The 25,385-nt window shown below is 58.0% G+C and carries 31 protein-coding genes; 28 read left to right on the top strand and 3 right to left on the bottom strand.

Features of this window, described 5'->3' with window-relative positions:
* The 22 genes from AC2FLJ_RS04405 (at window position 1) to AC2FLJ_RS04300 (ending at window position 19,616) form a co-directional block, all read left to right on the top strand.
* A complete protein-coding gene (locus tag AC2FLJ_RS04405; RefSeq protein ID WP_255415356.1) occupies window positions 1-132 on the top strand; it encodes a hypothetical protein in 132 nt (43 codons plus the stop codon).
* On the top strand, window positions 132-1,355 hold the full coding sequence (locus AC2FLJ_RS04400; protein ID WP_472723305.1) for an NADH-quinone oxidoreductase subunit D: 1,224 nt from the start codon (window positions 132-134) through the stop codon (window positions 1,353-1,355). The genes AC2FLJ_RS04405 and AC2FLJ_RS04400 overlap by 1 nt, the downstream gene beginning before the upstream one ends.
* Entirely contained in the window at window positions 1,352-1,828 is a 477-nt protein-coding gene (locus AC2FLJ_RS04395) for a hypothetical protein (RefSeq protein WP_472723306.1), read from the top strand. The genes AC2FLJ_RS04400 and AC2FLJ_RS04395 overlap by 4 nt, the downstream gene beginning before the upstream one ends.
* Entirely contained in the window at window positions 1,828-2,934 is a 1,107-nt protein-coding gene (nuoE, locus tag AC2FLJ_RS04390; protein WP_496695828.1) for an NADH-quinone oxidoreductase subunit NuoE, read from the top strand. Before AC2FLJ_RS04395 ends, nuoE begins: the two co-directional genes overlap by 1 nt.
* 34 nt (window positions 2,935-2,968) lie before the next feature.
* Window positions 2,969-3,190, top strand: a complete 222-nt coding sequence (locus AC2FLJ_RS04385; RefSeq protein ID WP_058274396.1) for a DUF5337 domain-containing protein — start codon at window positions 2,969-2,971, stop codon at window positions 3,188-3,190.
* A gap of 12 nt (window positions 3,191-3,202) precedes the next feature.
* Window positions 3,203-4,501, top strand: coding sequence for an NADH-quinone oxidoreductase subunit NuoF (nuoF, locus tag AC2FLJ_RS04380; RefSeq protein WP_496695825.1), 1,299 nt, complete (start codon window positions 3,203-3,205; stop codon window positions 4,499-4,501).
* Between the two features lie 58 nt (window positions 4,502-4,559).
* A complete protein-coding gene (locus tag AC2FLJ_RS04375) occupies window positions 4,560-4,976 on the top strand; it encodes an MAPEG family protein (protein WP_496695823.1) in 417 nt (138 codons plus the stop codon).
* A gap of 53 nt (window positions 4,977-5,029) precedes the next feature.
* Window positions 5,030-5,365 carry a hypothetical protein gene (locus AC2FLJ_RS04370; RefSeq protein ID WP_496695821.1) on the top strand — a complete coding sequence of 112 codons (336 nt, stop codon included), beginning with the start codon at window positions 5,030-5,032 and terminating at the stop codon, window positions 5,363-5,365.
* Between the two features lie 98 nt (window positions 5,366-5,463).
* The gene (locus AC2FLJ_RS04365; protein WP_496704553.1) at window positions 5,464-5,868 is read left to right on the top strand and encodes a DUF5333 domain-containing protein; all 405 of its coding nucleotides are present in this window, start codon (window positions 5,464-5,466) and stop codon (window positions 5,866-5,868) included.
* 3 nt (window positions 5,869-5,871) lie between these two features.
* Window positions 5,872-7,893, top strand: a complete 2,022-nt coding sequence (nuoG, locus tag AC2FLJ_RS04360; RefSeq protein ID WP_496704551.1) for an NADH-quinone oxidoreductase subunit NuoG — start codon at window positions 5,872-5,874, stop codon at window positions 7,891-7,893.
* Window positions 7,890-8,105 (top strand): hypothetical protein, encoded by a 216-nt coding sequence (locus AC2FLJ_RS04355; protein WP_108861577.1) that lies wholly within the window; start codon window positions 7,890-7,892, stop codon window positions 8,103-8,105. The genes nuoG and AC2FLJ_RS04355 overlap by 4 nt, the downstream gene beginning before the upstream one ends.
* Complete coding sequence (gene nuoH, locus AC2FLJ_RS04350; protein ID WP_058274400.1) at window positions 8,098-9,135, top strand: NADH-quinone oxidoreductase subunit NuoH; 1,038 nt, start codon at window positions 8,098-8,100, stop codon at window positions 9,133-9,135. Before AC2FLJ_RS04355 ends, nuoH begins: the two co-directional genes overlap by 8 nt.
* Before the next feature lies 1 nt (window position 9,136).
* Entirely contained in the window at window positions 9,137-9,631 is a 495-nt protein-coding gene (gene nuoI / locus AC2FLJ_RS04345) for an NADH-quinone oxidoreductase subunit NuoI (protein ID WP_496695812.1), read from the top strand.
* 244 nt (window positions 9,632-9,875) lie between these two features.
* Entirely contained in the window at window positions 9,876-10,286 is a 411-nt protein-coding gene (locus AC2FLJ_RS04340) for a carboxymuconolactone decarboxylase family protein (RefSeq protein WP_496695810.1), read from the top strand.
* A complete protein-coding gene (locus AC2FLJ_RS04335; protein WP_281994868.1) occupies window positions 10,283-10,885 on the top strand; it encodes an NADH-quinone oxidoreductase subunit J in 603 nt (200 codons plus the stop codon). Before AC2FLJ_RS04340 ends, AC2FLJ_RS04335 begins: the two co-directional genes overlap by 4 nt.
* 4 nt (window positions 10,886-10,889) lie before the next feature.
* Entirely contained in the window at window positions 10,890-11,195 is a 306-nt protein-coding gene (gene nuoK / locus AC2FLJ_RS04330) for an NADH-quinone oxidoreductase subunit NuoK (protein WP_005984024.1), read from the top strand.
* 6 nt (window positions 11,196-11,201) lie between these two features.
* Entirely contained in the window at window positions 11,202-13,355 is a 2,154-nt protein-coding gene (gene nuoL / locus AC2FLJ_RS04325) for an NADH-quinone oxidoreductase subunit L (protein ID WP_496695808.1), read from the top strand.
* Window positions 13,355-14,899, top strand: a complete 1,545-nt coding sequence (locus AC2FLJ_RS04320) for an NADH-quinone oxidoreductase subunit M (protein WP_496695806.1) — start codon at window positions 13,355-13,357, stop codon at window positions 14,897-14,899. The genes nuoL and AC2FLJ_RS04320 overlap by 1 nt, the downstream gene beginning before the upstream one ends.
* A 15-nt stretch (window positions 14,900-14,914) precedes the next feature.
* Window positions 14,915-16,357 carry an NADH-quinone oxidoreductase subunit NuoN gene (nuoN, locus tag AC2FLJ_RS04315; protein WP_058279639.1) on the top strand — a complete coding sequence of 481 codons (1,443 nt, stop codon included), beginning with the start codon at window positions 14,915-14,917 and terminating at the stop codon, window positions 16,355-16,357.
* 54 nt (window positions 16,358-16,411) lie between these two features.
* Window positions 16,412-17,161 (top strand): biotin--[acetyl-CoA-carboxylase] ligase, encoded by a 750-nt coding sequence (locus AC2FLJ_RS04310; RefSeq protein WP_058279640.1) that lies wholly within the window; start codon window positions 16,412-16,414, stop codon window positions 17,159-17,161.
* 11 nt (window positions 17,162-17,172) lie between these two features.
* Window positions 17,173-17,952, top strand: a complete 780-nt coding sequence (locus AC2FLJ_RS04305; RefSeq protein ID WP_058274409.1) for a type III pantothenate kinase — start codon at window positions 17,173-17,175, stop codon at window positions 17,950-17,952.
* A complete protein-coding gene (locus tag AC2FLJ_RS04300; protein WP_496695801.1) occupies window positions 17,949-19,616 on the top strand; it encodes a ribonuclease J in 1,668 nt (555 codons plus the stop codon). Before AC2FLJ_RS04305 ends, AC2FLJ_RS04300 begins: the two co-directional genes overlap by 4 nt.
* A 22-nt stretch (window positions 19,617-19,638) precedes the next feature.
* Here the strand turns inward: AC2FLJ_RS04300 and AC2FLJ_RS04295 are convergent, their stop codons facing one another.
* Window positions 19,639-20,340 (bottom strand): NUDIX hydrolase, encoded by a 702-nt coding sequence (locus tag AC2FLJ_RS04295; RefSeq protein WP_058279673.1) that lies wholly within the window; start codon window positions 20,338-20,340, stop codon window positions 19,639-19,641.
* A gap of 25 nt (window positions 20,341-20,365) precedes the next feature.
* Window positions 20,366-20,764: a DUF983 domain-containing protein gene (locus tag AC2FLJ_RS04290; RefSeq protein ID WP_058279642.1), complete on the bottom strand. Its 399-nt coding sequence runs from the start codon at window positions 20,762-20,764 to the stop codon at window positions 20,366-20,368.
* Between the two features lie 190 nt (window positions 20,765-20,954).
* On the opposite strand from AC2FLJ_RS04290, the gene AC2FLJ_RS04285 reads away from it, so the two are divergent.
* From AC2FLJ_RS04285 to AC2FLJ_RS04270, 4 genes are read left to right on the top strand one after another with little or no spacing between them, the layout of a single operon-like run.
* Window positions 20,955-21,422 (top strand): EF-hand domain-containing protein, encoded by a 468-nt coding sequence (locus AC2FLJ_RS04285; protein ID WP_058279674.1) that lies wholly within the window; start codon window positions 20,955-20,957, stop codon window positions 21,420-21,422.
* A gap of 6 nt (window positions 21,423-21,428) precedes the next feature.
* Window positions 21,429-22,043: an RNA polymerase sigma factor gene (locus AC2FLJ_RS04280; RefSeq protein WP_282119195.1), complete on the top strand. Its 615-nt coding sequence runs from the start codon at window positions 21,429-21,431 to the stop codon at window positions 22,041-22,043.
* A complete protein-coding gene (locus tag AC2FLJ_RS04275) occupies window positions 22,036-22,389 on the top strand; it encodes a hypothetical protein (RefSeq protein ID WP_496704544.1) in 354 nt (117 codons plus the stop codon). The genes AC2FLJ_RS04280 and AC2FLJ_RS04275 overlap by 8 nt, the downstream gene beginning before the upstream one ends.
* Window positions 22,386-22,859 (top strand): periplasmic heavy metal sensor, encoded by a 474-nt coding sequence (locus tag AC2FLJ_RS04270; protein WP_496704542.1) that lies wholly within the window; start codon window positions 22,386-22,388, stop codon window positions 22,857-22,859. Before AC2FLJ_RS04275 ends, AC2FLJ_RS04270 begins: the two co-directional genes overlap by 4 nt.
* Before the next feature lie 5 nt (window positions 22,860-22,864).
* On the opposite strand, the gene AC2FLJ_RS04265 is transcribed toward AC2FLJ_RS04270, so the two are convergent.
* A complete protein-coding gene (locus AC2FLJ_RS04265; RefSeq protein ID WP_496704540.1) occupies window positions 22,865-24,253 on the bottom strand; it encodes a diguanylate cyclase in 1,389 nt (462 codons plus the stop codon).
* Between the two features lie 87 nt (window positions 24,254-24,340).
* Here AC2FLJ_RS04265 and AC2FLJ_RS04260 point away from each other — a divergent pair, with 87 nt between their 5' ends.
* The gene (locus AC2FLJ_RS04260; protein ID WP_496704538.1) at window positions 24,341-24,622 is read left to right on the top strand and encodes a DUF3572 domain-containing protein; all 282 of its coding nucleotides are present in this window, start codon (window positions 24,341-24,343) and stop codon (window positions 24,620-24,622) included.
* A 25-nt stretch (window positions 24,623-24,647) separates the two neighbouring features.
* Window positions 24,648-25,340, top strand: a complete 693-nt coding sequence (locus AC2FLJ_RS04255; RefSeq protein ID WP_496704536.1) for an HAD family hydrolase — start codon at window positions 24,648-24,650, stop codon at window positions 25,338-25,340.
* The last annotated feature ends 45 nt before the right edge of the window (window positions 25,341-25,385 follow it).

Genomic DNA, 25,385 nt, shown 5'->3' with positions numbered 1-25,385 from the left:
ATGCTGATGCTGCTGGGGGAACTGATCGCTTTGGGTGCGCTGGGGGTCCTGCTGGCAGGGGCTGCGGCCAAGGCTGTCGAGGCGGAAAAGGTCCGGGTTCGGGCTGATGCGAAAAAGAAACGGGGGCGTTGATGGACGGCTCAAGATACGATGACGGCAGCACTGACGCGCTGAGCGGAGAACAGAAGATCCGCAATTTCAACATCAACTTCGGCCCGCAACACCCTGCGGCGCACGGGGTTTTGCGTCTTGTGCTTGAGCTGGACGGCGAGATCGTTGAACGCTGTGACCCGCATATCGGCCTGCTGCACCGTGGCACCGAAAAGCTGATGGAAAGCCGAACGTATCTGCAGAACCTGCCGTATTTCGACCGTCTGGATTATGTGGCGCCAATGAACCAGGAGCACGCCTGGTGTCTGGCCATCGAAAAGCTGACCGGCGTCGAGGTTCCGCGCCGTGGCTCACTGATCCGGGTTTTGTATTCCGAGATCGGGCGAATTCTGAACCACCTTTTGAACGTGACCACGCAAGCGATGGATGTGGGCGCGTTGACCCCGCCTCTGTGGGGCTTTGAAGAACGCGAAAAGCTGATGGTGTTCTATGAGCGTGCCTGCGGTGCCCGCCTGCACGCGGCTTATTTCCGGCCCGGTGGTGTGCATCAGGACCTGCCGCCCGAACTGCTGGACGATATCGAGGCGTGGAGCCACGAATTTCCCGCCGTTTTGGACGACATAGATGGCCTATTGACCGAAAACCGCATCTTCAAGCAGCGCAATGCCGATATCGGTGTCGTGACCGAGGAAGATATCCAGAAATACGGCTTCTCGGGCGTGATGGTGCGTGGATCGGGTCTGGCATGGGACCTGCGACGCGCGCAGCCCTATGAATGCTATGACGAGTTCGAGTTTCAGATCCCCGTCGGCAAAAACGGTGACTGCTATGACCGTTACCTGGTCCGAATGGAAGAGATGCGTCAATCGCTGTCGATCATCCAGCAGGCCATTGTCAAAATCCGTGACTGCCCCGGTGACGTCCTGGCACGCGGCAAGATCACTCCGCCGAAACGTTCGGACATGAAAACCTCGATGGAAAGCCTGATCCATCACTTCAAGCTGTACACCGAAGGCTTCCATGTGCCCGCAGGCGAGGTCTACGCCGCCGTCGAGGCCCCCAAGGGTGAGTTCGGCGTCTACCTCGTCGCTGATGGCACCAACAAACCTTACCGCGCCAAGCTACGCGCGCCGGGTTTCCTGCACCTACAAGCCATGGACCATATCGCCGGGGGCCACCAACTGGCTGACGTGGCCGCGATCATCGGGACGATGGATGTTGTGTTCGGAGAGATTGACCGGTGAGACGCCTTGTTTTGATCCTGGCGCTAGCAGCCGCCACACCGTTGCAGGCCGCCTCGACCCATCCGACGGCAAAAGTGCTTGAGGTGATGCGCGAAAACGGCTGCCGGCTGGATGTATCGCGCGCCGAGGAAGCCTTTTCTGCCCATGACCTGCGACCCGAAGATGTCAGCGCTGTGATTAATTCCTGGGCTGAACAGGGGGTAGCCGGGCTGGACGGTGCGACATTCGAAATTGCTCCGGCGATTTGCGGTGCGCATGGGCTGGCACTCGAAGATGCGGCGGGCCGTGCCGATGCACTTTATGATTTTGTGCGTCTGAACGGGTGCCGCATGGTCGACGAAGAAGCTCAGATCAAATTGCGCCCCGCCGGTTTTACTCAGGCCGAAACGCCTGATCTGATTGCCCGCCTTGTCAATCAACGCCGCGCGCATCAGGAAGACCCCTATATTATCGTGATCGGAGATGCCTGCTAATGCTGCGCCGTCTGCACCCCGAACAACCTGAAAGCTTTGCCTTCACTGCTGCCAACCAGCAGTGGGCCACAGCACAGATCACCAAATACCCTGACGGCCGTCAGGCCAGCGCGGTTATCCCGCTGCTTTGGCGCGCGCAGGAACAAGAAGGCTGGCTGAGCCGTCCCGCGATTGAATCTGTCGCCGACATGCTGGGCATGGCCTATATCCGGGTGCTCGAGGTTGCGTCGTTCTACTTCATGTTCCAACTGCAACCGGTTGGATCTGTCGCGCATATTCAGGTCTGCGGAACGACCTCCTGCATGATCTGCGGGGCCGAAGACCTGATCGCGGTTTGCAAGGAGAAGATCGCTGCCAAACCGCATGAGCTTTCAGTTGATGGTAAATTGAGTTGGGAAGAGGTGGAATGCCTTGGGTCCTGCACCAATGCGCCGATGGCGCAGATCGGCAAGGACTATTACGAAGATCTGACCGCTGACAGTTTTGGCAAGATCATTGACGATCTGGCCGCAGGCAAGGTGCCGACACCGGGTCCGCAGAATGGCAGATACGCGGCAGAACCGCTGAGCGGTCTGACCAGCCTCACGGACTACGATGCCGGAAAACCGCAGTACAATGCCAGTGTTGAACTGGCCGAAGAACTTGGTGATACGGTCAAGCGCATCGACGGGACCGAGGTTCCGATCCTGACGCCATGGCTGGGCAAAGACGGCAAGGCTGCGGCGACCAAGGCCGCTCCAAAGCCACCAAAGGCGCCGGCACCTGCCAAACCCGCCGTGAAGCAGGCGGAAGAGGCAAAGAAGGCACTGATCAAAGAGGATCAGCCCGAAACTTTGACCGCCGCGCGGGAGGGGAAAGCGGATGACCTCAAGATGCTGAAAGGTGTGGGCCCCAAGCTTGAACAGACGCTGAACGAACTTGGCTTTTTCCACTTTGACCAGATCGCAGCATGGACGCCGGAACAGGTGGCCTGGGTAGATGCGCGGCTAAAATTCAAGGGCCGGATCGAGCGGGACGGTTGGATCGGACAAGCAGCCCTACTGGCGACAGGCGAAGAAACCGAATTTGCAAAACGTGCCAAAGAAGACGGCACCTACCAAGACTGAATAGGACGGTGCCCGTTCGGGGCATCAAGGTGAGATGGACAAAGAAAAAGAACAGGCCATGGCCCGCAAGGGCCGACATATCGGGGTGGTCATCGCGGTGACCATGCTGTTGTGGCTTGCCATTTCGTTGTTCATCGGCCCGGCGCTGGGATTGCCCGGGCGCTATGCGCTGCTGTTTGATTTCGCCGCTTTGGCGGGTTTCATCTATGCGGGCGTGAACATTTTTCAACTCTGGCGCATGCGTCAGGACAGCTGAAGGTAAGACATGATGCTGAAGGATCAGGACAGGATCTTTACCAATATCTACGGGATGCATGAGCGTACGCTGAAAGGCGCGCAGACCCGCGGGCATTGGGACGGCACAGCTGGCCTGATTGGGAACGGGCGTGACTGGATCATCCAGACGATGAAGGACTCGGGCCTGCGCGGTCGCGGCGGTGCGGGTTTTCCCACCGGTCTGAAATGGTCGTTCATGCCCAAGGAAAGCGACGGTCGTCCGGCCTATCTGGTGGTGAACGCGGACGAATCCGAGCCCGGCACTTGCAAAGACCGTGAGATTATGCGCCACGATCCGCATACGCTGATCGAAGGCTGCCTGATCGCGTCTTTCGCGATGAATGCACATACCTGCTATATCTACCTGCGTGGTGAGTACATTCGCGAGCGCGAGGCACTGCAAGCCGCGATTGATGAGGCCTATGATGCCGGATTGCTGGGCAAAAACGCCGCCGGTTCGGGTTGGGATTTCGACCTGTTTCTGCATCACGGGGCCGGGGCGTATATCTGCGGTGAGGAAACAGCCCTGATCGAAAGCCTTGAGGGCAAGAAGGGCATGCCGCGCATGAAACCTCCGTTCCCGGCGGGGGCGGGGCTTTACGGCTGCCCGACCACGGTGAACAACGTGGAATCCATCGCCGTTGTGCCGACCATTCTGCGCCGTGGTGCGGATTGGTTTGCTGGATTTGGCCGCCAGAACAATGCGGGCACCAAGCTGTTTGCGATCTCGGGCCACGTAAATAACCCCTGCGTGGTTGAAGAGGCGATGTCGATCCCGTTTGAGCAACTGATCGAAACCCATTGCGGCGGCATTCGTGGCGGTTGGGACAACCTGCTGGCCGTGATCCCCGGCGGTTCATCAGTTCCTTGTGTCCGCGGTGAAGACATGCGCGACGCCATCATGGATTTCGATCATTTGCGCAATGATCTGGGGTCCGGTCTGGGGACGGCGGCTGTAATCGTGATGGACAAGTCTACCGACATCATCAAAGCGATCTGGCGTTTGTCGAAGTTCTACAAACATGAAAGCTGTGGTCAGTGTACTCCTTGCCGCGAAGGCACCGGCTGGATGATGCGCGTGATGGACCGTCTGGTGCGGGGTGAGGCCGAACTGGAAGAGATCGACATGTTGTTTGACGTGACCAAGCAGGTCGAAGGCCACACGATCTGTGCTTTGGGCGATGCTGCCGCCTGGCCGATCCAGGGCCTGATCCGCAACTTCCGCGAAGAGATTGAAGACCGTATCAAGGTCCAGAAATCGGGCCGTATGGGCGCGATGGCGGCGGAGTGATCAAGTTGCGGGATATCGGATCAAACCCAAACCAAGTTGAGATCAGGGAGTTGAACTAATGGAATCTTTTGCTGAGTATTCACATGCAATCGCATCCCTCGTGGTCTTTACGTTGATCATTCTGGCGCTTGCGCCGTTTTCCGCGCTGGCCAAACAGGGCAAGGGCTTGGCCCCCGGGGCAACGCCGGAACAGGACTATTCCGACAAGGCGTATCGCCTGAACCGGGCTTATCTGAACGGGACCGAGACGCTGCCGGCCTATATCGCTGTCACGGTCGCGGCCATGTTGCTTGGGGTCAGCCCGTTCTGGGTGAACCTATTGGCATCGGTCGCTCTGATTGCGCGCATCGTCATGTTGGTTATTCACATGCGTGGTATTGGACAACCGCACAGCGGCGTTCGATCGGTATCCTACGTTATCGGATGGGCCTGCATGGTTGTGATGGGCTTCATGGCATTGGTGGCGGCGTTCTAATGGAAAAGAAAGGTACTTATCCGTTGACTGGATCAAAATTCAGGAAGGGACGTGTGGTACTGACCGCCGCCTTGGGTGCTGCAGTTTTTGTCTCGGCCTGCGGCACGTCGTCCAGTGACCGAATCCTCTTTGATGGCAAAGCCTTCCGGGCCAAAGCGAAGGCCGTCGACAAAAGGAACGCTCCGACGGATTTTACGGTTGTGGTGAACGGCGTGTCCGCGTCTTTGGATGGCGCGCGCGAAGCGGGGCGGCACGAAGGAACCAAATTCTGTATCGACGCCTTTGGGACTTCTAAAATCAACTGGATAGTCGGACCCGACACCGAACCGCAGAATTTGCGCATCACCGACAATAAATTGACCTTTGCAGGAACCTGCCAGCGACCATGAACCGGTTTTTCGCATATCAGAGCGTGACGCAGGGCGTGTTATTAAATAGCGCGCCAGTCCTGGATCGTTTTGGCCTGTCCAAGACGAAAGGATTTGTCATGTCTGGTGTGAAACTGCTTACTGTGCTGTCTGTTCTGACTATCCCGGCCATGGCCGACGCCAAACCGCCCTTGCGCGAAGTCAAAGAGATTGACGACGAACTCTATTACATCGCTATCGCAAACGAGATTTCGGATTACTGCCCGTCGATCAGCGGGCGCAGGCTGAAGGCGATTGGCGTGATGTGGGGGCTCAAGTCCAAGGCGAACAGTCTGGGGTATTCGGACGGCGAAATCCGCGCTTACGTGGAATCGGATGCCGAAAAGGACCGGATGCGTGCCAAAGGCGAGACGTATCTGGCCGCGAACGGTGTGTCTTATGACAATCCCATATCTTTCTGCACGTTGGGGCAGGCAGAGATCGAAAGAAACAGCGCCATTGGCGTGTATTTGAGGGCGAACTAGACCATGTCTGACCTCCGTAAAGTGAATATCGACGGGCAGGAAATCGAAGTCGACGGTGCGATGACGCTGATCCAGGCCTGTGAGCAGGCCGGGGTCGAGGTGCCGCGCTTTTGCTATCACGAGCGTCTGTCGATTGCCGGGAATTGCCGGATGTGTCTCGTCGAAGTTGTTGGCGGCCCGCCCAAACCTGCAGCGTCGTGTGCGATGCAGGTACGCGATCTACGCCCGGGACCGGAAGGTCAGCCGCCAGAGGTCAAGACGAACTCGCCCATGGTCAAGAAAGCGCGCGAAGGAGTGATGGAGTTCCTGCTTATCAACCACCCGCTGGACTGCCCGATCTGTGATCAGGGTGGGGAGTGTGACCTGCAGGATCAGGCGATGGCCTATGGTGTGTCGGGCTCGCGCTTCAAGGAAGCCAAGCGCGCCGTGGACGATCTGGATCTGGGGCCGCTGGTCGGAACCGCGATGACCCGCTGCATCAGCTGCACCCGCTGCGTGCGGTTCACGACCGAGGTCGCCGGGATCACACAGATGGGTCAGACCGGGCGTGGCGAAGATGCCGAGATCACGTCCTATCTGAACGAGACGCTGAATTCGAACTTGCAGGGCAATATCATCGACCTGTGCCCAGTTGGAGCTCTGACCTCGAAGCCGTATGCCTTCACAGCGCGCCCGTGGGAACTGACCAAGACCGAGAGCATCGACGTCATGGACGCCTTGGGTTCAAACATCCGGGTCGATACCAAAGGGCGCGAAGTCATGCGCTTTCTTCCGCGCAACCATGACGGCGTGAACGAAGAATGGATCAGCGACAAGACCAGGTTTGTCTGGGATGGCCTGCGTCGTCAGCGTTTGGACAAACCTTACGTGCGCGAAAACGGCAAGTTACGTCCGGCCTCGTGGCCGGAGGCGCTGACCAAAGCTGCCGAAGCGCTGAAAGGGGCGGAAAAACCTGCGGGTATCGTTGGTGATCTCGCTCCGGTCGAGGCCGCGTTCGCGCTGAAGCAATTGATCGAAGGGCAGGGCGGTGTTGTTGAATGCCGAACCGATGGGGCCAAGCTGCCTGCGGGAAATCGCGGTGCCTATGCCGGGACGGCCGCGATCGAGGATATCGACACAGCCGAGCGTATTCTGCTGATCGGAACGAACCCGCGCGACGAAGCTCCGGTTTTGAACGCGCGTATCCGAAAGGCCTGGGCACATGGGACCGAGGTGGCCTTGGTTGGGCCAGCGGCCGATCTGACCTACGCGTATCACCATATGGGCGACGACCGCGCGGCGTTGCAAAAGGTTGTCGATATGGGCGGCGATGTTGAGATCAAGGGCAAAGCCTCGCTGGTCATCGTCGGGCAGGGTGCGCTGCTTGAAGCCGACGGCGCAGCTGTGCTGGCCGCCGCGCAAACGATTGCAGCCAATACCGAAAGTGGATTGCTGATCCTGCACAGCGCTGCGTCTCGCGTGGGGGCGATGGATGTGGATGCCACCAACGAAGGCGGCATAGATGCGGTTAGTGCGGCTGACGTGATCTACAACCTCGGCGCAGATGAAGTTGAAATCGGCGAAGGGGCCTTTGTGATCTATCAGGGCAGCCATGGTGATCGTGGCGCGCACCGCGCCGATGTGATCCTTCCTGGTGCCGCGTATACCGAGGAAAACGGATTGTTCGTGAACACTGAAGGCCGCCCGCAACTGGCGATGCGTGCCGGGTTCGCCCCGGGTGAGGCGAAAGAGAATTGGGCCATCTTGCGGGCTTTGTCGGCAGAGCTGGGCGCTACGTTGCCTTTCGACTCGCTGGCGCAACTGCGCACAGCGTTGATCGAAGCTGTCCCGCATCTGGCCCAGATCGACCACGTGATCGAGAATGAGGTCCAGCCGTTGGATGCCGGCCCTCTGGGTCAGGCGACGTTCCGCAATGTGATCAGGGATTTTTATCTGACCAACCCGATTGCACGGGCGTCGCAGTTGATGGCCGAGCTTTCTGCTCAGGCGCAGTCTCGGAATACCGGGAAGATTGCGGCAGAATGAACCAGACCCGTTTCATATCGCTTTCAGAAGCCAACATCGCTTGCGGTGCGGGCACCAGGGAACTGCGCATGAAACGCAATGAAAAAGGTAGCGCGATGGCTGTGGATGCTGTTTACACCTATGCGCCGACCCAACCGCAAGATGCGCAGGCACTTGGCCTGATCATCACCCGCGAAAAATTGAATACCCACGGTGTGAGGACCAATGGCTGATTTCTTTAACACCCCAGGCGGAATAGCCATCATCATTCTGGCGCAAGTGCTTGCAGTTGTTGCCTTCGTGATGATTTCGCTGTTGTTCCTTGTTTACGGCGACCGCAAGATCTGGGCCGCCGTCCAAATGCGCCGCGGCCCCAACGTGGTTGGCGTCTATGGACTGCTGCAATCGGTGGCTGACGCCCTGAAGTACGTGGTAAAAGAGGTGGTCATACCCGCCGGGGCCGACCGCACTGTGTTCATCCTCGCTCCGCTGACCTCATTCGTATTGGCGATGATCGCCTGGGCCGTGATCCCGTTCAATGATGGCTGGGTGTTGTCGGATATCAATGTCGCAATCCTGTATGTCTTTGCCGTATCCTCACTGGAAGTTTATGGCGTGATTATGGGCGGTTGGGCCTCGAACTCAAAGTACCCTTTCCTTGGATCATTGCGCTCTGCGGCTCAGATGATTTCTTATGAAGTTTCCATCGGTCTGATCATTATCGGCGTAATCATCTCAACCGGTTCGATGAATTTCGGCCACATTGTCGAGGCGCAGGACGGTCGGTTCGGGTTCTTCAGCTGGTACTGGCTGCCGCATTTCCCGATGGTTTTCCTGTTCTTCATCTCGGCGCTGGCGGAAACCAACCGGCCTCCGTTTGACCTGCCCGAGGCGGAGTCGGAATTGGTCGCCGGTTATCAGGTCGAATACTCGGCCACGCCCTTCCTGCTGTTCATGGCCGGCGAGTATATCGCGATCTTCCTGATGTGCGCGCTGACCACGCTGCTGTTCTTCGGCGGCTGGCTGTCACCGATCCCGGGCCTGCCGGATGGCGTGCTGTGGATGGTCGCCAAGATGGCGTTCTTCTTCTTCCTCTTTGCGATGGTCAAGGCGATCACCCCTCGCTACCGCTATGACCAGCTGATGCGTCTGGGCTGGAAAGTATTTCTGCCGTTCTCGCTGGCCTGGGTGGTCTTCGTGGCCTTCGCGGCAAAATTCGATTGGTTCTGGGGCGCGTTTGCGCGTTGGAGCGTAGGAGGCTGATATGGCAAACATAGACTACACCCGCGCTGCCAAATACTTTCTGCTTCAGGACTTCTGGGTCGGCATGAAGCTGGGGCTGAAGTATTTCTTCGGCCCGAAAGCCACCATCAACTACCCGCACGAAAAGGGCCCTCTGTCCCCGCGTTTCCGCGGTGAGCACGCCTTGCGCCGTTATCCCAACGGCGAAGAACGCTGCATTGCCTGCAAGCTGTGCGAGGCGATCTGCCCGGCGCAGGCGATCACCATCGACGCCGAACCACGCGAAGACGGCAGCCGCCGCACCACGCGATATGACATCGACATGACCAAGTGTATCTATTGCGGCTTCTGTCAGGAGGCCTGCCCGGTCGATGCCATTGTCGAAGGTCCGAATTTCGAATTCGCCACCGAAACCCGCGAAGAGCTGTTTTACGACAAGGAAAAACTGCTGGATAACGGCGAACGCTGGGAAGCCGAGATCGCCCGCAATCTGGAAATGGACGCGCCGTACCGATGATGAATGTGCTCTTGTCCAGGCGAAAATTCTATCTTGCAATAATTGCGGGATTTTCGCTGTTCTCTGGTCTTAATTGGTACATGGGTTTCGATAGGCCCTTCGATGCGTTCGTTGGTGGGATTCTCCTTTGCACTTTGTACTTTGCCGCTGATCTAGTGCTTTCGAAATTCAAAAAGCCGGGATTGGACGTCCTTTTATATATTCTCGTCTTTGCGACGTGGACAGCATACTGGTTGCGCCCCCAATGACTGATAATCCTACAAATCCGTTCGACCTAATGATGAAGCAGGCTCAGGACATGGCCAAGGCGATGAACCCGGCGATGGAGAATTTCTCGCCCAAAGGGTTCGAGGCGCTGTGGCCGACCATGCCGAAAGAGGTCATGGAGATGATGTTCGGCAACACTGTCAACAAGGACGGGCTGGATGCCAAGACACGCCTGCTGTTGACGCTGGCCGGGCTGACCTGTCAGGGCGCGCAGGCGGATGCGGCCGTAAGGCAGACCGTGCGCCATGCACTGGAGGCGGGCGCAAAGAAACAAGAGATCGTGGAAACGATCGGTCAGATGTCGGTCTTTGCCGGCATCCCGGCTATGACCCGCGCGTTGGAACTGGCGCAAGAGGTCATGGGCGACAACGAGGATGAGGATCAATGACCGTCTTTGCCTTCTACCTGTTTGCAATCAGCGCCATCACCGGCGGGCTGTTCACGGTGATCAGCCGTCAGCCGGTGCACTCGGTTCTGTGGCTGATCCTGTCCTTCCTGTCCTCGGCAGGGCTGTTCGTTCTGCTGGGGGCCGAGTTCGTGGCGATGCTGCTGATCATCGTCTATGTCGGCGCGGTCGCGGTGCTGTTCCTGTTTGTGGTGATGATGCTGGATGTTGACTTTGCCGAGCTCAAGGCCGAGATGGCGCGTTATATGCCGCTGGCCTTGCTGATCGGTCTGGTCATCCTAATGCAGTTCGTCATGGCCTTTGGCGCATGGGACAGCGCGCAGGGTGCAGCGGCCAATCTGGCGCAGCCGATCCCGGTGGACCGGCACAACACCGAGGCCCTAGGTGTTATCCTTTATGATCAATACTTCCTTCTGTTCCAACTGGCGGGCCTGATCCTGCTGGTGGCCATGATCGGCGCCATCGTTCTGACGCTGCGCCACCGCAAGGACATCAAGCGTCAGGACATCGTCGGCCAGATGATGCGCGACCCGGCCAAGGCGATGGAGTTGAAGGACGTAAAACCGGGGCAGGGGCTTTAAGACGATGATCGGACTTGAACACTATCTTACAGTCGCGGCGACGCTGTTCGTCATCGGCATCTTCGGTCTCTTCCTGAACCGCAAGAACGTCATCATCCTGCTGATGAGCATCGAACTGATGCTGCTGGCGGTGAATATCAACCTCGTGGCGTTCTCAAGCTTCCTCGGCGATCTGGTCGGGCAGGTGTTTACGCTGTTCGTGCTGACCGTGGCGGCGGCCGAGGCGGCGATCGGGCTGGCCATTCTGGTCTGCTTCTTCCGCAACCGTGGCACCATCGCGGTTGAAGACGTCAATATGATGAAGGGGTAAGAGAACATGGAAACCACCATCCTCTTTGCCCCGTTGGTGGGCGCGCTGATCTGCGGGTTCGGCTGGAAGTTCATTGGCGAGAAAGCCGCCATGTGGACCGCCACTGGCCTGCTGTTCCTGGCTTGTCTGCTGTCCTGGATCGTGTTCTTCTCGTTCGACGGTGTGACACAGCAGATCGAGATCATGCGCTGGATCGAAAGCGGTTCGCTGTCGACAAGCTGGGCCGTTCGACTGGATCGTCTGACCGCGATCATGCTGATCGTGGTGACGACGGTTTCGGCGCTCGTGCACCTCTATTCCTTCGGCTACATGGATCACGATCCGCAATGGCGCGAGGGCGAGAGCTATAAGCCGCGTTTCTTTGCCTATCTGTCGTTCTTCACCTTCGCCATGCTGATGCTGGTGACAGCGGACAATCTGGTTCAGATGTTCTTTGGTTGGGAAGGTGTGGGTGTAGCCTCGTACCTGCTGATCGGGTTCTATTATCGCAAGCCCACGGCCAATGCGGCAGCGATGAAAGCGTTCATCGTAAACCGGATTGGCGACTTTGGCTTTGCTCTGGGCATCTTCGCGCTGTTCTTCCTGACGGACAGCATCAATTTCTCGGACATTTTTGCGTCGGCCCCTGCGCTGGCCGAAGAAAAGCTACACTTCCTGTGGGGTGAGTGGACCGCAATTGAGGTGATCTGCGTTCTGCTGTTCATTGGCGCGATGGGTAAATCAGCGCAGTTGATCCTGCACACCTGGTTGCCGGACGCGATGGAAGGCCCGACGCCTGTGTCGGCGCTGATCCACGCTGCTACCATGGTGACGGCGGGTGTGTTCCTGATCTGCCGGATGTCGCCATTGATGGAATTTGCGCCGGGTGCCACCGGGTTCATCACCTTCCTTGGGGCCTCGACCGCGTTTTTTGCTGCAACCGTTGGTCTGGTTCAGACCGACATCAAGCGCGTCATTGCCTATTCGACCTGTTCTCAGTTGGGCTACATGTTCGTGGCCGCGGGTGTTGGTATGTATTCGGCAGCGATGTTCCACTTGCTGACGCACGCATTCTTTAAGGCGCTGTTGTTCCTTGGCGCAGGTTCGGTGATCCACGCGATGCATCACGAGCAGGAGATGACCGAATACGGCGGCCTGCGGAAGAAGATCCCCTATACATTCTGGGCGATGATGGTCGGCACCCTGGCGATTACAGGCGTCGGCATCCCGCTGACCCAAATTGGGTTCGCCGGGTTCCTGTCCAAGGATGCCATCATCGAAAGCGCTTTTGCCGGCGGCACCGGATATGCTTTCTGGATGCTGGTGATCGCGGCGGCGTTCACGTCATTCTACAGCTGGCGTCTGATTTTCCTGACCTTTTATGGCGAAGAGCGTGGCGACAAGCATACGCATGAGCACGCGCATGAAAGCCCGATGACCATGCTGGTGCCGCTGGGTGTTCTGTCCTTGGGCGCGGTGTTTGCCGGGATGATCTGGTATGGCAATTTCTTTGGTCACACAGACAAAGTCGGCAAGTTCTACGGAATACCAGTGGCTGAGGCGTCCGAGCATGCTGAGACTGGTGATCACGGTACTGCTGATGCGACCCATGGTGACGATACGCATGCGGATGAGGCGCACGCGGATGAAAGCCATGGTGATGACGCCGGACACGAAGAAAAAGCGGCTCACGGCGACGACCACCATTACGTCTTTGCGGGCGAACCGGGCGAGGGCGCGATTTACATCGCGCCGGACAATCATGTTCTGGACGATGCGCATGCTGCCCCCAAGTGGGTCAAGGTTTCGCCTTTTGTCGCCATGGCTTTGGGCTTTATCGTGGCCTATTGGTTCTACATCGTGAACACGTCGCTGCCGGCGCGTTTGGCGCAGAACCAGCGTCCTCTGTACCTGTTCCTGCTGAACAAGTGGTACTTTGACGAGATCTATGACGCGGTCTTCGTCAAACCCACCATCGCGCTCGGCCGGTTCCTGTGGAAGCGGGGTGACGGCAACACCATTGACGGTTTCCTCAACGGGGTGGCCATGGGTGTTGTACCCTTCTTTACCCGCCTCGCTGGCAAGGCGCAGACGGGCTACATCTTTACTTACGCCTTCTGGATGGTTCTGGGTATCGCTGCCCTTGTCACTTGGATTTCGATCGGCGGAGGCGCACACTAATGGATAATATCCTCTCCATCGTCACATTCATCCCCGCTGTGGCAGCAGGCATTCTGGCCCTGTTCCTGCATGGCGAGGACGCGGCCGCACAGCGCAATGCCAAATGGGTCGCGCTGGTGGCAACCACGGTGACGTTCCTGGTCTCGATCGGCATCTATACGGGGTTTGATCCGTCCAACACCGGCTTCCAGATGGTGGAAGAAGGCGAATGGCTGCTGGGTCTGAAATACAAGATGGGCGTGGACGGTATCAGCGTTCTGTTTGTCTTGTTGACCACCTTCATCATGCCCCTGACCATTCTGGCCAGTTGGCACGTCACGGACCGCGTCAAGGAATACATGATCGCCTTCCTGTTGTTGGAAACGCTGATGCTGGGCGTGTTCATGGCGCTGGATCTGGTGCTGTTCTACCTGTTTTTTGAGGCAGGTCTGATCCCAATGTTTCTGATCATCGGCATATGGGGCGGTGCGAACCGGGTTTATGCCAGCTTCAAGTTCTTCCTCTATACCTTCCTTGGATCAGTGCTGATGCTGGTGGCGATGGTTGCGATGTATGCGGACGCGGGCACTACGGATATCGAAGCACTGATGAGCCACCACTTCTCGTCCGAAGGGTTCAGCGTGCTTGGCATCTATATTGTCGGCGGCATGCAGACGCTGATGTTCCTGGCATTCTTTGCATCATTCGCAGTGAAGATGCCGATGTGGCCAGTACACACCTGGTTGCCGGATGCGCACGTTCAGGCGCCGACCGCCGGGTCGGTCGTTCTGGCGGCGATCCTGTTGAAGATGGGCGGCTATGGTTTTCTACGGTTCAGCCTGCCGATGTTCCCGGTGGGCTCGGCAGTAATGACCGATGTAGTGTTGTGGATGTCAGCGATAGCCGTTGTCTATACCTCGCTTGTGGCGCTGGTGCAGGAAGACATGAAAAAGCTGATAGCTTATTCCTCAGTCGCGCATATGGGCTTTGTGACCATGGGTATTTTTGCGGCGAACCAGCAGGGCATTGACGGCGCGATCTTCCAGATGCTCAGCCACGGGTTCATCTCGGCTGCGCTCTTCCTGTGTGTTGGCGTGATCTATGACCGGATGCATACTCGCGACATCGAGGCTTACGGTGGTTTGGTCATTCGCATGCCAGCCTATGCGCTGGTTTTCATGTTGTTCACGATGGCCAATGTAGGTCTGCCTGGCACCAGTGGATTCATCGGAGAATTCCTTACACTGATGGGCACCTTCCAGGTCAACACATGGGTGACAGCTGTTGCGGCCTCTGGCGTAATCTTCTCGGCAGCTTATGCGCTATGGCTGTATCGTCGGGTGGTCTTTGGCGATCTGATCAAAGAAAGCCTCAAGGCGATGACGGACATGAGCTCGCGCGAGCGGCTGATCTTTGCGCCGCTGATCGTGATGACCATCTTGCTGGGCGTCTACCCGTCGCTGGTGACCGATGTAATCGGCAACTCGACCGCCGCGCTGATTTCGAACTATGACATGGCTCTGGCCGCGGCAGAGGCCGCGACCCAGTCAGCCGCATCGCATTAAGGGGGCTTTGGAGACATGATCCAGGCTGATCTGACGATAATCCTGCCAGAGATTGTTCTGGCCGTATATGCGATGGCGGCGCTGTTGGCGGCTGTCTACACGACGAAAGACGGGCTGGCACCTTTGCTGGTCTGGACGACCGCTGGGTTGATGGCGCTGCTGGCGATTTGGATCGCGACCAACGGCGATGGTACCAATGTCGCGTTCAATGGCATGTTTGTCGATGACGGGTTCGCAAGGTTCTCGAAGGTGGCGATCCTGCTATCAGCGGCTGCCATTCTGGTGATGAGCCAGGAATATATGGCGCGTCGCGATCTGCTGCGGTTCGAATTCCCTCTGTTGGTTGCGCTGGCCGCTGTAGGTATGATGATGATGGTCAGTGCTGGCGATCTGATGTCGCTGTACATGGGGCTAGAGCTGCAGTCACTGTCGCTGTACGTCGTGGCCGCGCTGCGCCGGGATAGTGCCAAATCGACCGAGGCCGGTTTGAAGTACTTCGTGCTTGGTGCGCTCAGCTCGGGCCTGCTGCTGTACGGTGCCTCGCTGGTTTATGGGTTCACAGGCACCACGCTGTTCTCGGGCATTATTCAAACGGTTCAGGATGGTGAGATTTCGGTTGGCCTTCTGTTTGGTCTGGTGTTCCTGATCTCGGGTCTAGCGTTCAAAGTGTCCGCTGTACCGTTCCACATGTGGACACCGGATGTGTACGAAGGCTCGCCCACGCCTATCACCGCTTTCTTTGCCACAGCGCCGAAAGTGGCGGCCATGGCCCTGTTCGCACGCGTAATGCACGACGCTTTTGGTGGTGTGATCAAGGACTGGCAGCAGGTGATCGTCTTGCTCTCGGTCCTGTCGATGCTGTTGGGTGCGGTCGCAGCGATTGGCCAGCGTGACATCAAGCGGCTGATGGCGTTTTCGTCGATTGCCCATATGGGCTATGCGCTGATCGGACTGGCTGCAGGTACCGAGTTGGGCATCAAGGCTATGCTGATGTATCTGGCCATCTATGTGACGATGAATATCGGCACTTTCGCTTTCATCCTGATGATGGAGAGAGACGGCAAACCGGTCACGGACATCGACGCCCTACGCCAATACTCCAAACGCGAACCGGGCAAGGCACTGGCGGTTCTGATCCTGATGTTCAGCCTGGCGGGCGTCCCACCAATGCTGGGCTTTTTTGCCAAATTCGGTGTCTGGCAGGCCGGCGTAAGCGCGGGCCTGACCGGACTTGTGATCGCCTCAGCCATCGCCTCGGTCATCGGCGCGTTTTATTATCTGCGGATCGTGTTCTACATGTATTTCGGAGCTGAAAACGACGACCCGATCGAAACGCATTCTTCGCCGGTTCTGTGGGTTGCTCTAATGGGCTCGGCTGCGTTGATGCTGGTGGGTGTGTTCTATCAGTTCGGTATTGAAGGCGCGGCGGCAGCTGCGGCGGCCACTCTTGTCAATTGATCAGCGTAACACAGCAAACTTGGGGGCTCGGTCAGCAGACCGGGCCTTTTTGACATGACAGACTGGCCACAGGGATACGGCCTGCACGTGCTGCAAGAGGTCGACAGCACATTGAACGAGGCCACCCGCATGGCCCCGACCACGACCGGTCCGGTGTGGATCATGGCGCATCACCAAACGGCGGCGCGTGGGCGACGGGGGCGGGCATGGGCAAATCCCAAGGGAAATCTTGCCGCGACCCTTTTGATGCGGCCACACGGAAATCCGGAACAGGCCGCACTGCGCAGCTTTGTGGCTGCGCTGGCGCTGTTTGACGCCTGCGTTGCAGTGACAGGTCGGGCGACAGGCTTGTCCCTAAAATGGCCCAACGACGTATTGCTGAACGGTGGCAAACTAGCAGGTATCCTGTTGGAAAGCACAGGGCAGGGGCACGGCGTCTCGCACCTGTCCATCGGCATCGGTGTGAACCTGTCAGAGGCACCCGGAGCAGATCAGGTAGAACCCGGCGCCGTCCGACCGGTTTCCCTATTATCGGAAGCCGGAGCCAACGTAACGCCCGAGGATTTTCTGACCGAACTGGCTGTCGCCTATGCCAGATACGAGAACCAATTCGTGACTTACGGGTTCGAACCGATCCGGACCGCGTGGTTGGCCCGGGCTGCCAAGTTGGGTGAGGTCATCACCGCCCGTACCGCAGCGTCGGAAACGGTTGGAACCTTTGAAACGGTGGACGCAGCGGGCAATCTTGTCCTAAACACCGCCAAAGGCCGCGTCAGCATTCCGGCGGCGGATGTTTTTTTCTGAAGGAGGCCCAGATGCTTCTGGCTATTGATTGCGGCAACACGAACACTGTGTTCTCGATCTGGGACGGTGAAAGGTTTCTGTGCACCCTGCGCACATCGACCCACCATGCGCGCACGGCGGATGCCTATTTCACGTGGTATTCGACGCTGGTGAAACACTATGGGATCGAGGCTGAAATTACTGATGTGATCATCGCCTCGACCGTGCCTCGGGTTGTGTTCAACCTGCGGGTCTTTGCTGATCGGTTCTTTGGATGTCGGCCGCTTGTCGTGGGCAAGCCCGATTGTCTGTTGCCGATGAATCCGCGTGTAGACGAGGGCACAGTGCCCGGTCCGGATCGTCTGGCCAACGCGGTGGCTGCGTTTGACCGGCATGGCGGCAACGTGGTTGTTGTGGATTTTGGCACGGCGACGAACTTTGATGTGGTTGCGGCGGATGGGGCCTATGTCGGCGGGATCATTGCGCCGGGCGTAAATCTCAGCCTCGAGGCGTTGCACCAGGGCGCGGCTGCCCTGCCGCATATCGATATCACCCGCCCTGAAAATGTGATTGGCACGAATACGGTTGGCTGTATCCAATCCGGCGTGTATTGGGGCTATTCCGGATTGATCGAGGGGCTGATTTCCCGGATCAAGGCGGAATATGGAATGCCGATGAAAGTCGTTGGAACCGGTGGGCTCGCGCCGCTGTTCGATCAGGCGGACGTGGGGTTTGACGCAATCGAAGATGATCTGACGATGCACGGGCTTACCGTGATACATCGCTATAACAAGGACAATGGCTCGACATGAGCAGCGAAAGATTGATCTACCTACCGCTGGGCGGTGCCGGCGAAATTGGCATGAACGCCTATGTCTACGGCTATGGCAAACCCGGTCAGGAACGGCTGATCCTTGTGGATCTGGGCGTGACATTTCCGGACATGGACACCACCCCGGGCGTTGACCTGATCCATGCCGACATTTCTTGGCTGCGCGAACGTGCCGACCGGCTGGAAGCCGTGTTCGTTACCCACGCACACGAGGACCACGTGGGCGCTGTGGCGCATTGCTATGAGGCGCTGGGTGCGCCTGTTTACGCACGGGCCTTCACCGCCAACATCGCGCGCCGCAAGATGGAAGAGCACGGACACCCCGAGGATGCCGTACATACTGCATCGGCCTGGCCCGAACAGATTTCCGTTGGTCCGTTTAAGGTGGGTTTCCTGCCGGTCTCGCATTCGATCCCCGAAAGCGCTGCCCTGGTGATCGACACGCCAGAGGGGCGGATCGTACATACCGGCGACTTCAAGCTGGATGAAAATCCGATCGTGGGTGAACCTTTTGACCCCAATCTCTGGGCTGAGGTTGCCAAGTCTGGCGTCAAAGCGCTGGTGTGTGACAGTACGAACGTGTTTTCCCCCCATGCGGGTCGTTCGGAATCCGAGGTCGGCCCCGAGATCACCAGGCTGGTTGAGGAAGCCAGCGGCATGGTTGTTGCCACCACATTTGCGTCGAATGTCGCACGTGTGAAAACGCTGGCCGAGGCGGGTGAACGGGCGGGGCGCTCGGTCGTTCTGCTGGGTCGCGCGATGCGCCGGATGATCGAAGCCGCGACCGAAACGGGCATTCTGACCAGCTTTCCACGCGTCGTCAGCGCCGAAGAGGCTGTGGACATGCCGCGCCAGAACCTGATGCTGATCGTCACCGGCAGCCAGGGAGAACGCCGCGCGGCCAGCGCACAACTTGCGCGGGGCAAATACCGCGGGTTGGAACTGAAAGAGGGCGATCTGTTTCTCTTCTCGTCCAAAACCATCCCAGGCAACGAGCGTGGCGTGATTTTCATCATGAACCAGCTCAGTGAAAAGGGCGTGGATGTGGTCGATGACAGTGCGGGCCTGTACCATGTGTCTGGTCACGCCAACCGTCCGGATCTTGAGAAAGTACACGGGCTGGTCGATCCGCAGATGATCATTCCGATGCACGGTGAACATCGTCACCTGCGCGAGCATGCCAAACTGGCCGAAGCTGGTGGGCGTACCGGTATTCTGGCCGTAAACGGAACCATGCTGGATCTGACAGGGAATGCGCCACGGGTTGTCGATTATGTCGAAACCGGACGGACCTATCTGGACGGCACGGTCAAAGTTGGCGCCCTGGATGGGGTTGTGCGTGACCGGCTTCGCATGGCGCTGAACGGGCACGTCACTGTCACGGTCATTCTGGACGAAGAGGACGAACCACTGGGCGAGCCGTGGTGCGATACGATGGGACTGTCCGAGATTGGATCGTCCCGGGCTGCATTGGTTGAAGTTCTAGAAGAAGACCTGAATCAGTTCCTGATGCGGGCCGATGCCAAGACCCTGCGCGATGATGACAAACTGGAAGAGGCAATACGCCGGATCGTTCGCCAAACAGCAAAGACCGAGATTGGGAAAAAGCCCGAAGTCACCACGGTAATCAGCCGCATGAAATAACGTGTCTGAGGGCCACCGGCCCTCAGTCTGCTTCTGGCATGGGATAACCGCGAAGTTTGAGGAAAAGGCTTTCCTCCTCACTGTTCAGAAAGAACGGAACAGTTTCAGGTGGCGTTGGGTCTGTCACCCGAGCGGCGATTTCGGCCAGCACGACTTCTGTAATGAACGGCAGGTCGAATTCGCGCGCCCGGTCCAGCGGCACCCATTGCAGATGTGACAGCTCGTCCGAGGCGTGGCTGAAATCATCCAGATCGCCCTGTATTGCGGCGGCGTCTACCAGGAAAAAGCGTGCATCGAACCGGCGGGGTCGCCCAGGCGGTGTGACGGCACGAAAAACGAACTGAAGTGCTTGTGCCGATGGGCGGTATCCCATCTGCGCAAATGTCGCCCAATCTTCGGTCCGCGGGCCCGCCCAATCACCTGGTTGGCCCAAAATCAGTCCGGTTTCTTCCCAAAGCTCTCGGATCGCCGCCGCCGCCAAGGCATTTTGCAGCCCGGCTTGTGACCGCTCCGCAAGGCGATCACAGCACACAGCGGGCAGATCTGTTGACAGTGCAACATCTGCATCAGACGCATCGACAGCGCCGCCTGGAAAGACAAATTTGTTGGGCATGAACGCGGCTTTTGCACCGCGTTGCCCCATCAGGATGGATGGATTGGTCAGACGATCCCGCAAAACGATGACTGTCGCCGCGTCGCGTATGGCTGTTTTGTCCACCGTCATCCGTTGCTCAACTTGCGGTCCAAGATCACGCGGACTGGCCAAAGCCGTGCATGCGACGAGCCCATTGATAGGCGACAACTGCCCCTTTCAATCGTGGCAGCAGGAATAGTGACAGGGCAGTACAGCCAATTGCCAAAACCAGGAACATCGTCAGGGGCTCAGGGCGCCAATGGACATAAGATAAGTGCAGCGCCGGTGCCAGCAGGTGACCCACCAGAAGAATAGTCAGATAGGCCGGCCCGTCATCGGCGCGATGGTGAAACAGCTCTTGCCCGCAATTCGAACATTCGTTGTTAACCTTGAGGTAGCTGTGCAGCAGTTTGCCCTCGCCGCAATTTGGGCAACGGCAACGGAACCCTTTGACCAGTGCTGGCTTTGTCGGGCGGTCTTCTACATCGTGGGTTTCGATCGTCTGATCTGTCATGTTGATACTCGCGCGTTCCAATGATGAGGATATAACGCTTGTTTGCAGCTTCGGGAAAGGGGGTGCGTCGCTTTGCATCGCTAAGACGTTTCTAAAAAAGTTTCACTTCCTGCGACGGAATGGGATGCCTGCCCCGTTTGAACCTATGTAAGCAGCGGCAATGGCGCCGCGAAAACAAGGGAAAAACGTTATGAAAAGCGCCAAATTCATTCCGGCAATCATTGTGTCAGCACTGGCAATCACTGGCACATCCGTTTTCGCCGCAGGCGGTAAAGATCGCGAACCTGTGACCTTTCAACAGCTCGATGCGAACGGTGACGGGCAGGTGACCAAGGAAGAAATGCAGGCTCATCGGAATCAGCGTTTCACCAATGCCGACACCGATGGCGACGGCCAGCTGAGCGTCGAAGAGATGCAGGCAGCAGGTCAAAAGAAGGCCAACGACCGTGTTACGAAGATGTTTGAACGCAACGATGCCAACAAGGACGGTTTTCTGAGCGAGGACGAGTTGCCCAAGCCGCGCCGTGCTGACAAGATGTTTGACCGGATCGACGCGAACGAGGACGGCGCTATCTCGGAAGAAGAATTTGCCGATGCAAAAGACAGAATGGGAAAGCGCCACAAGAAACATGGGAAAGCGGACTCTGACGACAGCTGATGCGGGATGGAGGACCTGACCTCTGCTCCACAATACGTTCGCGGCGTGGATTACGCCGCGGACGAATTGGGCGACGATGTGTTGCTCAGGCAGTTTGCCGATGGCGATGCTGCGGCGGCGCGCGTTCTCACCGATCGGCTTGCGCCGCGCAGCTTATCAGTGGCCCTTCGGTTTCTGGGCAATCGCGCCGAGGCTGAAGATGTGACACAAGATGCGATGATGCGCCTGTGGCAGATGGCACCTGATTGGGTACCTGGTCAGGCCAAAGTATCGACGTGGCTTTATCGCGTGACGCTAAATCTGTGTGTTGATCTGCGCCGAAAAAAGACGCCGGACCGGCTGGCGGATGTGCCAGAGCCGGCAGATGAAAAGGCCAGTGCAGCCGACCGTCTACAGGACGCAGCCCGAAAGGATGCACTGCAAATGGCACTATCACAACTGCCCGAACGTCAGCGGCAAGCTGTTGTTTTGCGGCATATTGAGGAATTGCCCAACCCTGAAATCGCTGGGATCATGGGTATTTCGGTGGAAGCGGTGGAAAGCCTTACGGCACGAGGAAAACGGTCGTTAGCGGCGATTCTGGCCGGGCGACGTGATGAACTGGGGTACGACGATGACTGACGACAAAGACAATCTGGATCTGTTGTTCGCCCAAGCCCGGCAGGATCGGCAAGACTTGCCGGATGATCTGGCTGTGCGCATTCTCACCGACGCGGAATCTGTTCGGCTGGGTCGCCTGAAGCCAGATGAGCCAAAGACAAACTCTCTGTGGGCGCGCCTGCTGGCCGGGTTTGGCGGCTGGCAGGGAATGGGCGGTTTGGTTGCCGCCAGTATGGCGGGCGTCTGGATCGGCTTTTCAGCACCGGCGTTTTTGCCTGATCCCGCCAATTACATTTACGCGCAGGATGTTAGTTTCGTGGTCGCTGACCTAAGTCTGGATACGAGTTTTCTGGAGGACGCCGAATGAGCGATAGCCCCAAACCCAAAAACCGCTGGATGTCGGTTCTACTGGTCATCTCGCTGGCCCTGAACCTGCTGATCGTCGGCGTTGCCCTGGGGACCGCACTGCGAGTCAAAGGTGGGGATCATGCAAAATCTCCGCCAGGTTTTGGTTCGGCGCTGTATCGTGCGCTGCCAAAGGAAGAGCGTAAAGCCATGCGGGGCGAGCTGTTCGACCGACACAAAAAGGGGACACACAACCGATCCCAGGATTTTGCCCAACTCAGCACTGCTTTGCGGGCAAGCCCCTTTGACGCTGCGGCGGTTCAAGCCCTGCTAGACCAGCAAGCGCAGTCTATGGCGGACCTGCAGAATGCCCTGCAGCAAGAGTGGTTGGCTCGGGTAGAAGCCATGAGCGATGAAGAGCGTCTGGTCTATGCCGACCGGCTGGAAGAGGTCGTTAAACGCGGCCCGCGTGGCCACAAGAAAAAGGACTGAGGGTTTCAGGCAGCGCTCTGTCTGATCCTTACTTGATTGCGACCAGCCTTCTTGGCTGCATAAAGCGCAGTATCGGCGGATTTCAGCAACCGCTCCACCGGGTCACCAGGGGGCAGGGGCGGGATCGGTGCCGTCAGGCCGATGCTGATGGTGACTGGCACGGGGGCTGTGGTATCGGGCAGAGAAAATGGTGTCTTGCTGATACAGTCGCGCAAGGTTTTAGCCAGATCCATCGCCCCAGCCTGAGAGCTGTCAGGCAGACCTATCATAAACTCCTCTCCCCCGATGCGCGCGACAAAACCCGCCGCGCCAACCGTGCGCTTCATGCGCTTTGCGGCCTCGGTCAAAACCTGGTCGCCGCTGACATGCCCAAAACGGTCGTTGATGGTTTTGAAATGATCCAGGTCTGCCAGCATGACAACAAAACCGTGACCGGTATGCGATGGTTGTCGTGCCATCTGATCCATAGCTTGCATAGCATAGCGACGGTTGTGCAACCCAGTCAGGGGGTCGACCCATGACTCGGCCAGCCCGCGTTTTAATGAGGCGCGCATTTGGTCCATTCGGGTCTTTCGCGCGATCTGGTTATCCAGATGTAGTTTAACCTCTTCGAGGTAGAACCCCCCCATACACACGGCGTCAGCGCCACGATCCAGCGCCTCGCTCGCCATTGTCGGATTTTCATCGGCCAAGACGGCGATCAATACGGTATGCCGAGTTGCCCCCCGTGACTTCAGGTCCGCCAACGTACTCAGGCCCGCGGCCGTCGTATCTATTTCGATTAGGATTGCGTCTGGCACTGGTCCTGACAGCAGGGCACGCATGTTCGAAGCTGCATGTGTGCTTAGGCTGTGATGCGATTTCTCGGACAACGCGGATTTCCACAATGTCCCGATCCGGGCGCTTTGGGTCAGTATGGCCACATGGGCCGATTTCGACGGCGTAATCAGCACGGTCGCGGGTTCTGCAAATCCGACTGGATGTGATCCGCCGCCCAGCTGAAGCTCTTGCGTATCTGCGCGCGCGCGCAGCAGGCTGCGAACTCGCGCCAGAAGCAGGGTGTCCTTGAACGGGGCTGCCAACACGTCGTCCAACCCATCTGACAATGCCTGTAACCTTGCCGCCTTGTCGTTCTGCGGCGCGATTGCAACGACCGGTACATCGGCCAGTTCCGCGTTGGCCATCACCAGTCTTTTGACGTCCGCAGCCGAGCCATCGGGCAGCGATTTCGCCACCAGCACCAGATCGGGGCGTGTGCGACTTAGCAGCTCGGCCAGCCCCTGCAGCTTTTCAGCCTGAACCACGTGATACCACGCCGCCGTCAGCTGAACTTTTAGCATAATGCGATTGGTCGAAGTCCCGTCGAGGACAAGGATGGTTCCCTGCACGGACATATCTGTCACCGTTGATTGCATGCGTTGCCAAAGTGTTTATGAGTCTGGTTAACAAACCCTTTCCAAGTGCATATTCGAGGCCTCTTTATGCCGATCACCGCCCAATCCGCCGAAACGATTGCCCTGAACGCCCTTGGCTGGCTGGTCGGGAATGACGAATTGCTGCCGATCTTTTTGGGCTCGACGGGTGCATCCACCGAGGATCTGCGGGTTCGCGCATCAGAGCCGGAATTCCTGAATTCGGTTCTTGAATTCTTGATGCTTGACGATTCGTGGGTGATCGCCTTTTGTGACGCCAATTCCGTGCCCTATGACCTGCCGGGTCAGGCGCGGGCTGTTTTGTCCGGTGGCGACGTTCACTGGACCTGATTTAATTCACTGACAGGAGCATGTAATGCCCATCGATGCGATCTTGTTCGACAAGGACGGAACACTGTTTGACTTTGCGGAGACATGGGGTGGTTTCGGGCGCAGCGTGTTGGAAAAGCTGTCAGATGGCGACCAAAAGCGGGCTGCTGAACTGGGCCAGGCCATCGGGTTTGATCCGGTTTCGGAAGAATATGCTGACGACAGCATCGTGATTGCGGGGACCGTCGAAGAGATCGCCGAAGCCCTTGCACCCTATTTCCCGGATATGCCCAGCGATGAGCTGATCGACATTCTGAACACGGAATCGGCTACGGCGACACAGGCTCCGGCTGTTCCACTGGTTCCCTTCCTCGATGCTTTGCGGCAGGCGGGCCTAAAACTGGGTGTAGCCACGAATGACGGGGAAATGCCAGCGCTGCAACATCTCGCCTCAGTCGGGATTCGCGACCACTTCGATTTTGTTGCTGGCTACGACAGCGGCCATGGGTTCAAACCCGGACCCGGGCAATTGATTGCCTTTGCGACCCATGTTGACGTCCACCCGTCGCGCGTGGCGATGGTGGGGGACAGCCTGCATGACCTGCAGGCCGGGCGAGCTGCCGGAATGACCACAATCGGTGTGCTGACGGGGTTGGCGCCGGCCGAAGCGCTCGCGCCGATGGCAGATGTCGTGCTGCCGGACATCGGTCACATTCCCGCCTGGTTGGCAGAAAACTGATCCAGCTTCGGCTGAATTCGACTGTCCAAGTAATAAAACCGACAA

It is taken from the genome of Ruegeria sp. CDSA034 (assembly GCF_059612275.1).
The sequence above is the reverse complement of the archived record's forward strand: the minus strand, read 5'-3'. Positions and strand labels throughout refer to the sequence as shown.

Bases quoted from the DNA above. Each gene is read 5' to 3' on its own strand.
- AC2FLJ_RS04405 (WP_255415356.1), top strand. From the start codon at position 1: ATGCTGATGCTGCTGGGGGAACTGATCGCTTTGGGTGCGCTGGGGGTC.
- AC2FLJ_RS04400 (WP_472723305.1), top strand. From the start codon at position 132: ATGGACGGCTCAAGATACGATGACGGCAGCACTGACGCGCTGAGCGGA.
- nuoE (WP_496695828.1), top strand. From the start codon at position 1,828: ATGCTGCGCCGTCTGCACCCCGAACAACCTGAAAGCTTTGCCTTCACT.
- AC2FLJ_RS04385 (WP_058274396.1), top strand. From the start codon at position 2,969: ATGGACAAAGAAAAAGAACAGGCCATGGCCCGCAAGGGCCGACATATC.
- nuoF (WP_496695825.1), top strand. From the start codon at position 3,203: ATGCTGAAGGATCAGGACAGGATCTTTACCAATATCTACGGGATGCAT.
- AC2FLJ_RS04375 (WP_496695823.1), top strand. From the start codon at position 4,560: ATGGAATCTTTTGCTGAGTATTCACATGCAATCGCATCCCTCGTGGTC.
- AC2FLJ_RS04365 (WP_496704553.1), top strand. From the start codon at position 5,464: ATGTCTGGTGTGAAACTGCTTACTGTGCTGTCTGTTCTGACTATCCCG.
- nuoG (WP_496704551.1), top strand. From the start codon at position 5,872: ATGTCTGACCTCCGTAAAGTGAATATCGACGGGCAGGAAATCGAAGTC.
- AC2FLJ_RS04355 (WP_108861577.1), top strand. From the start codon at position 7,890: ATGAACCAGACCCGTTTCATATCGCTTTCAGAAGCCAACATCGCTTGC.
- nuoH (WP_058274400.1), top strand. From the start codon at position 8,098: ATGGCTGATTTCTTTAACACCCCAGGCGGAATAGCCATCATCATTCTG.
- nuoI (WP_496695812.1), top strand. From the start codon at position 9,137: ATGGCAAACATAGACTACACCCGCGCTGCCAAATACTTTCTGCTTCAG.
- AC2FLJ_RS04340 (WP_496695810.1), top strand. From the start codon at position 9,876: ATGACTGATAATCCTACAAATCCGTTCGACCTAATGATGAAGCAGGCT.
- AC2FLJ_RS04335 (WP_281994868.1), top strand. From the start codon at position 10,283: ATGACCGTCTTTGCCTTCTACCTGTTTGCAATCAGCGCCATCACCGGC.
- nuoK (WP_005984024.1), top strand. From the start codon at position 10,890: ATGATCGGACTTGAACACTATCTTACAGTCGCGGCGACGCTGTTCGTC.
- nuoL (WP_496695808.1), top strand. From the start codon at position 11,202: ATGGAAACCACCATCCTCTTTGCCCCGTTGGTGGGCGCGCTGATCTGC.
- AC2FLJ_RS04320 (WP_496695806.1), top strand. From the start codon at position 13,355: ATGGATAATATCCTCTCCATCGTCACATTCATCCCCGCTGTGGCAGCA.
- nuoN (WP_058279639.1), top strand. From the start codon at position 14,915: ATGATCCAGGCTGATCTGACGATAATCCTGCCAGAGATTGTTCTGGCC.
- AC2FLJ_RS04310 (WP_058279640.1), top strand. From the start codon at position 16,412: ATGACAGACTGGCCACAGGGATACGGCCTGCACGTGCTGCAAGAGGTC.
- AC2FLJ_RS04305 (WP_058274409.1), top strand. From the start codon at position 17,173: ATGCTTCTGGCTATTGATTGCGGCAACACGAACACTGTGTTCTCGATC.
- AC2FLJ_RS04300 (WP_496695801.1), top strand. From the start codon at position 17,949: ATGAGCAGCGAAAGATTGATCTACCTACCGCTGGGCGGTGCCGGCGAA.
- AC2FLJ_RS04295 (WP_058279673.1), bottom strand. From the start codon at position 20,340: ATGACGGTGGACAAAACAGCCATACGCGACGCGGCGACAGTCATCGTT.
- AC2FLJ_RS04290 (WP_058279642.1), bottom strand. From the start codon at position 20,764: ATGACAGATCAGACGATCGAAACCCACGATGTAGAAGACCGCCCGACA.
- AC2FLJ_RS04285 (WP_058279674.1), top strand. From the start codon at position 20,955: ATGAAAAGCGCCAAATTCATTCCGGCAATCATTGTGTCAGCACTGGCA.
- AC2FLJ_RS04280 (WP_282119195.1), top strand. From the start codon at position 21,429: ATGGAGGACCTGACCTCTGCTCCACAATACGTTCGCGGCGTGGATTAC.
- AC2FLJ_RS04275 (WP_496704544.1), top strand. From the start codon at position 22,036: ATGACTGACGACAAAGACAATCTGGATCTGTTGTTCGCCCAAGCCCGG.
- AC2FLJ_RS04270 (WP_496704542.1), top strand. From the start codon at position 22,386: ATGAGCGATAGCCCCAAACCCAAAAACCGCTGGATGTCGGTTCTACTG.
- AC2FLJ_RS04265 (WP_496704540.1), bottom strand. From the start codon at position 24,253: ATGTCCGTGCAGGGAACCATCCTTGTCCTCGACGGGACTTCGACCAAT.
- AC2FLJ_RS04260 (WP_496704538.1), top strand. From the start codon at position 24,341: ATGCCGATCACCGCCCAATCCGCCGAAACGATTGCCCTGAACGCCCTT.
- AC2FLJ_RS04255 (WP_496704536.1), top strand. From the start codon at position 24,648: ATGCCCATCGATGCGATCTTGTTCGACAAGGACGGAACACTGTTTGAC.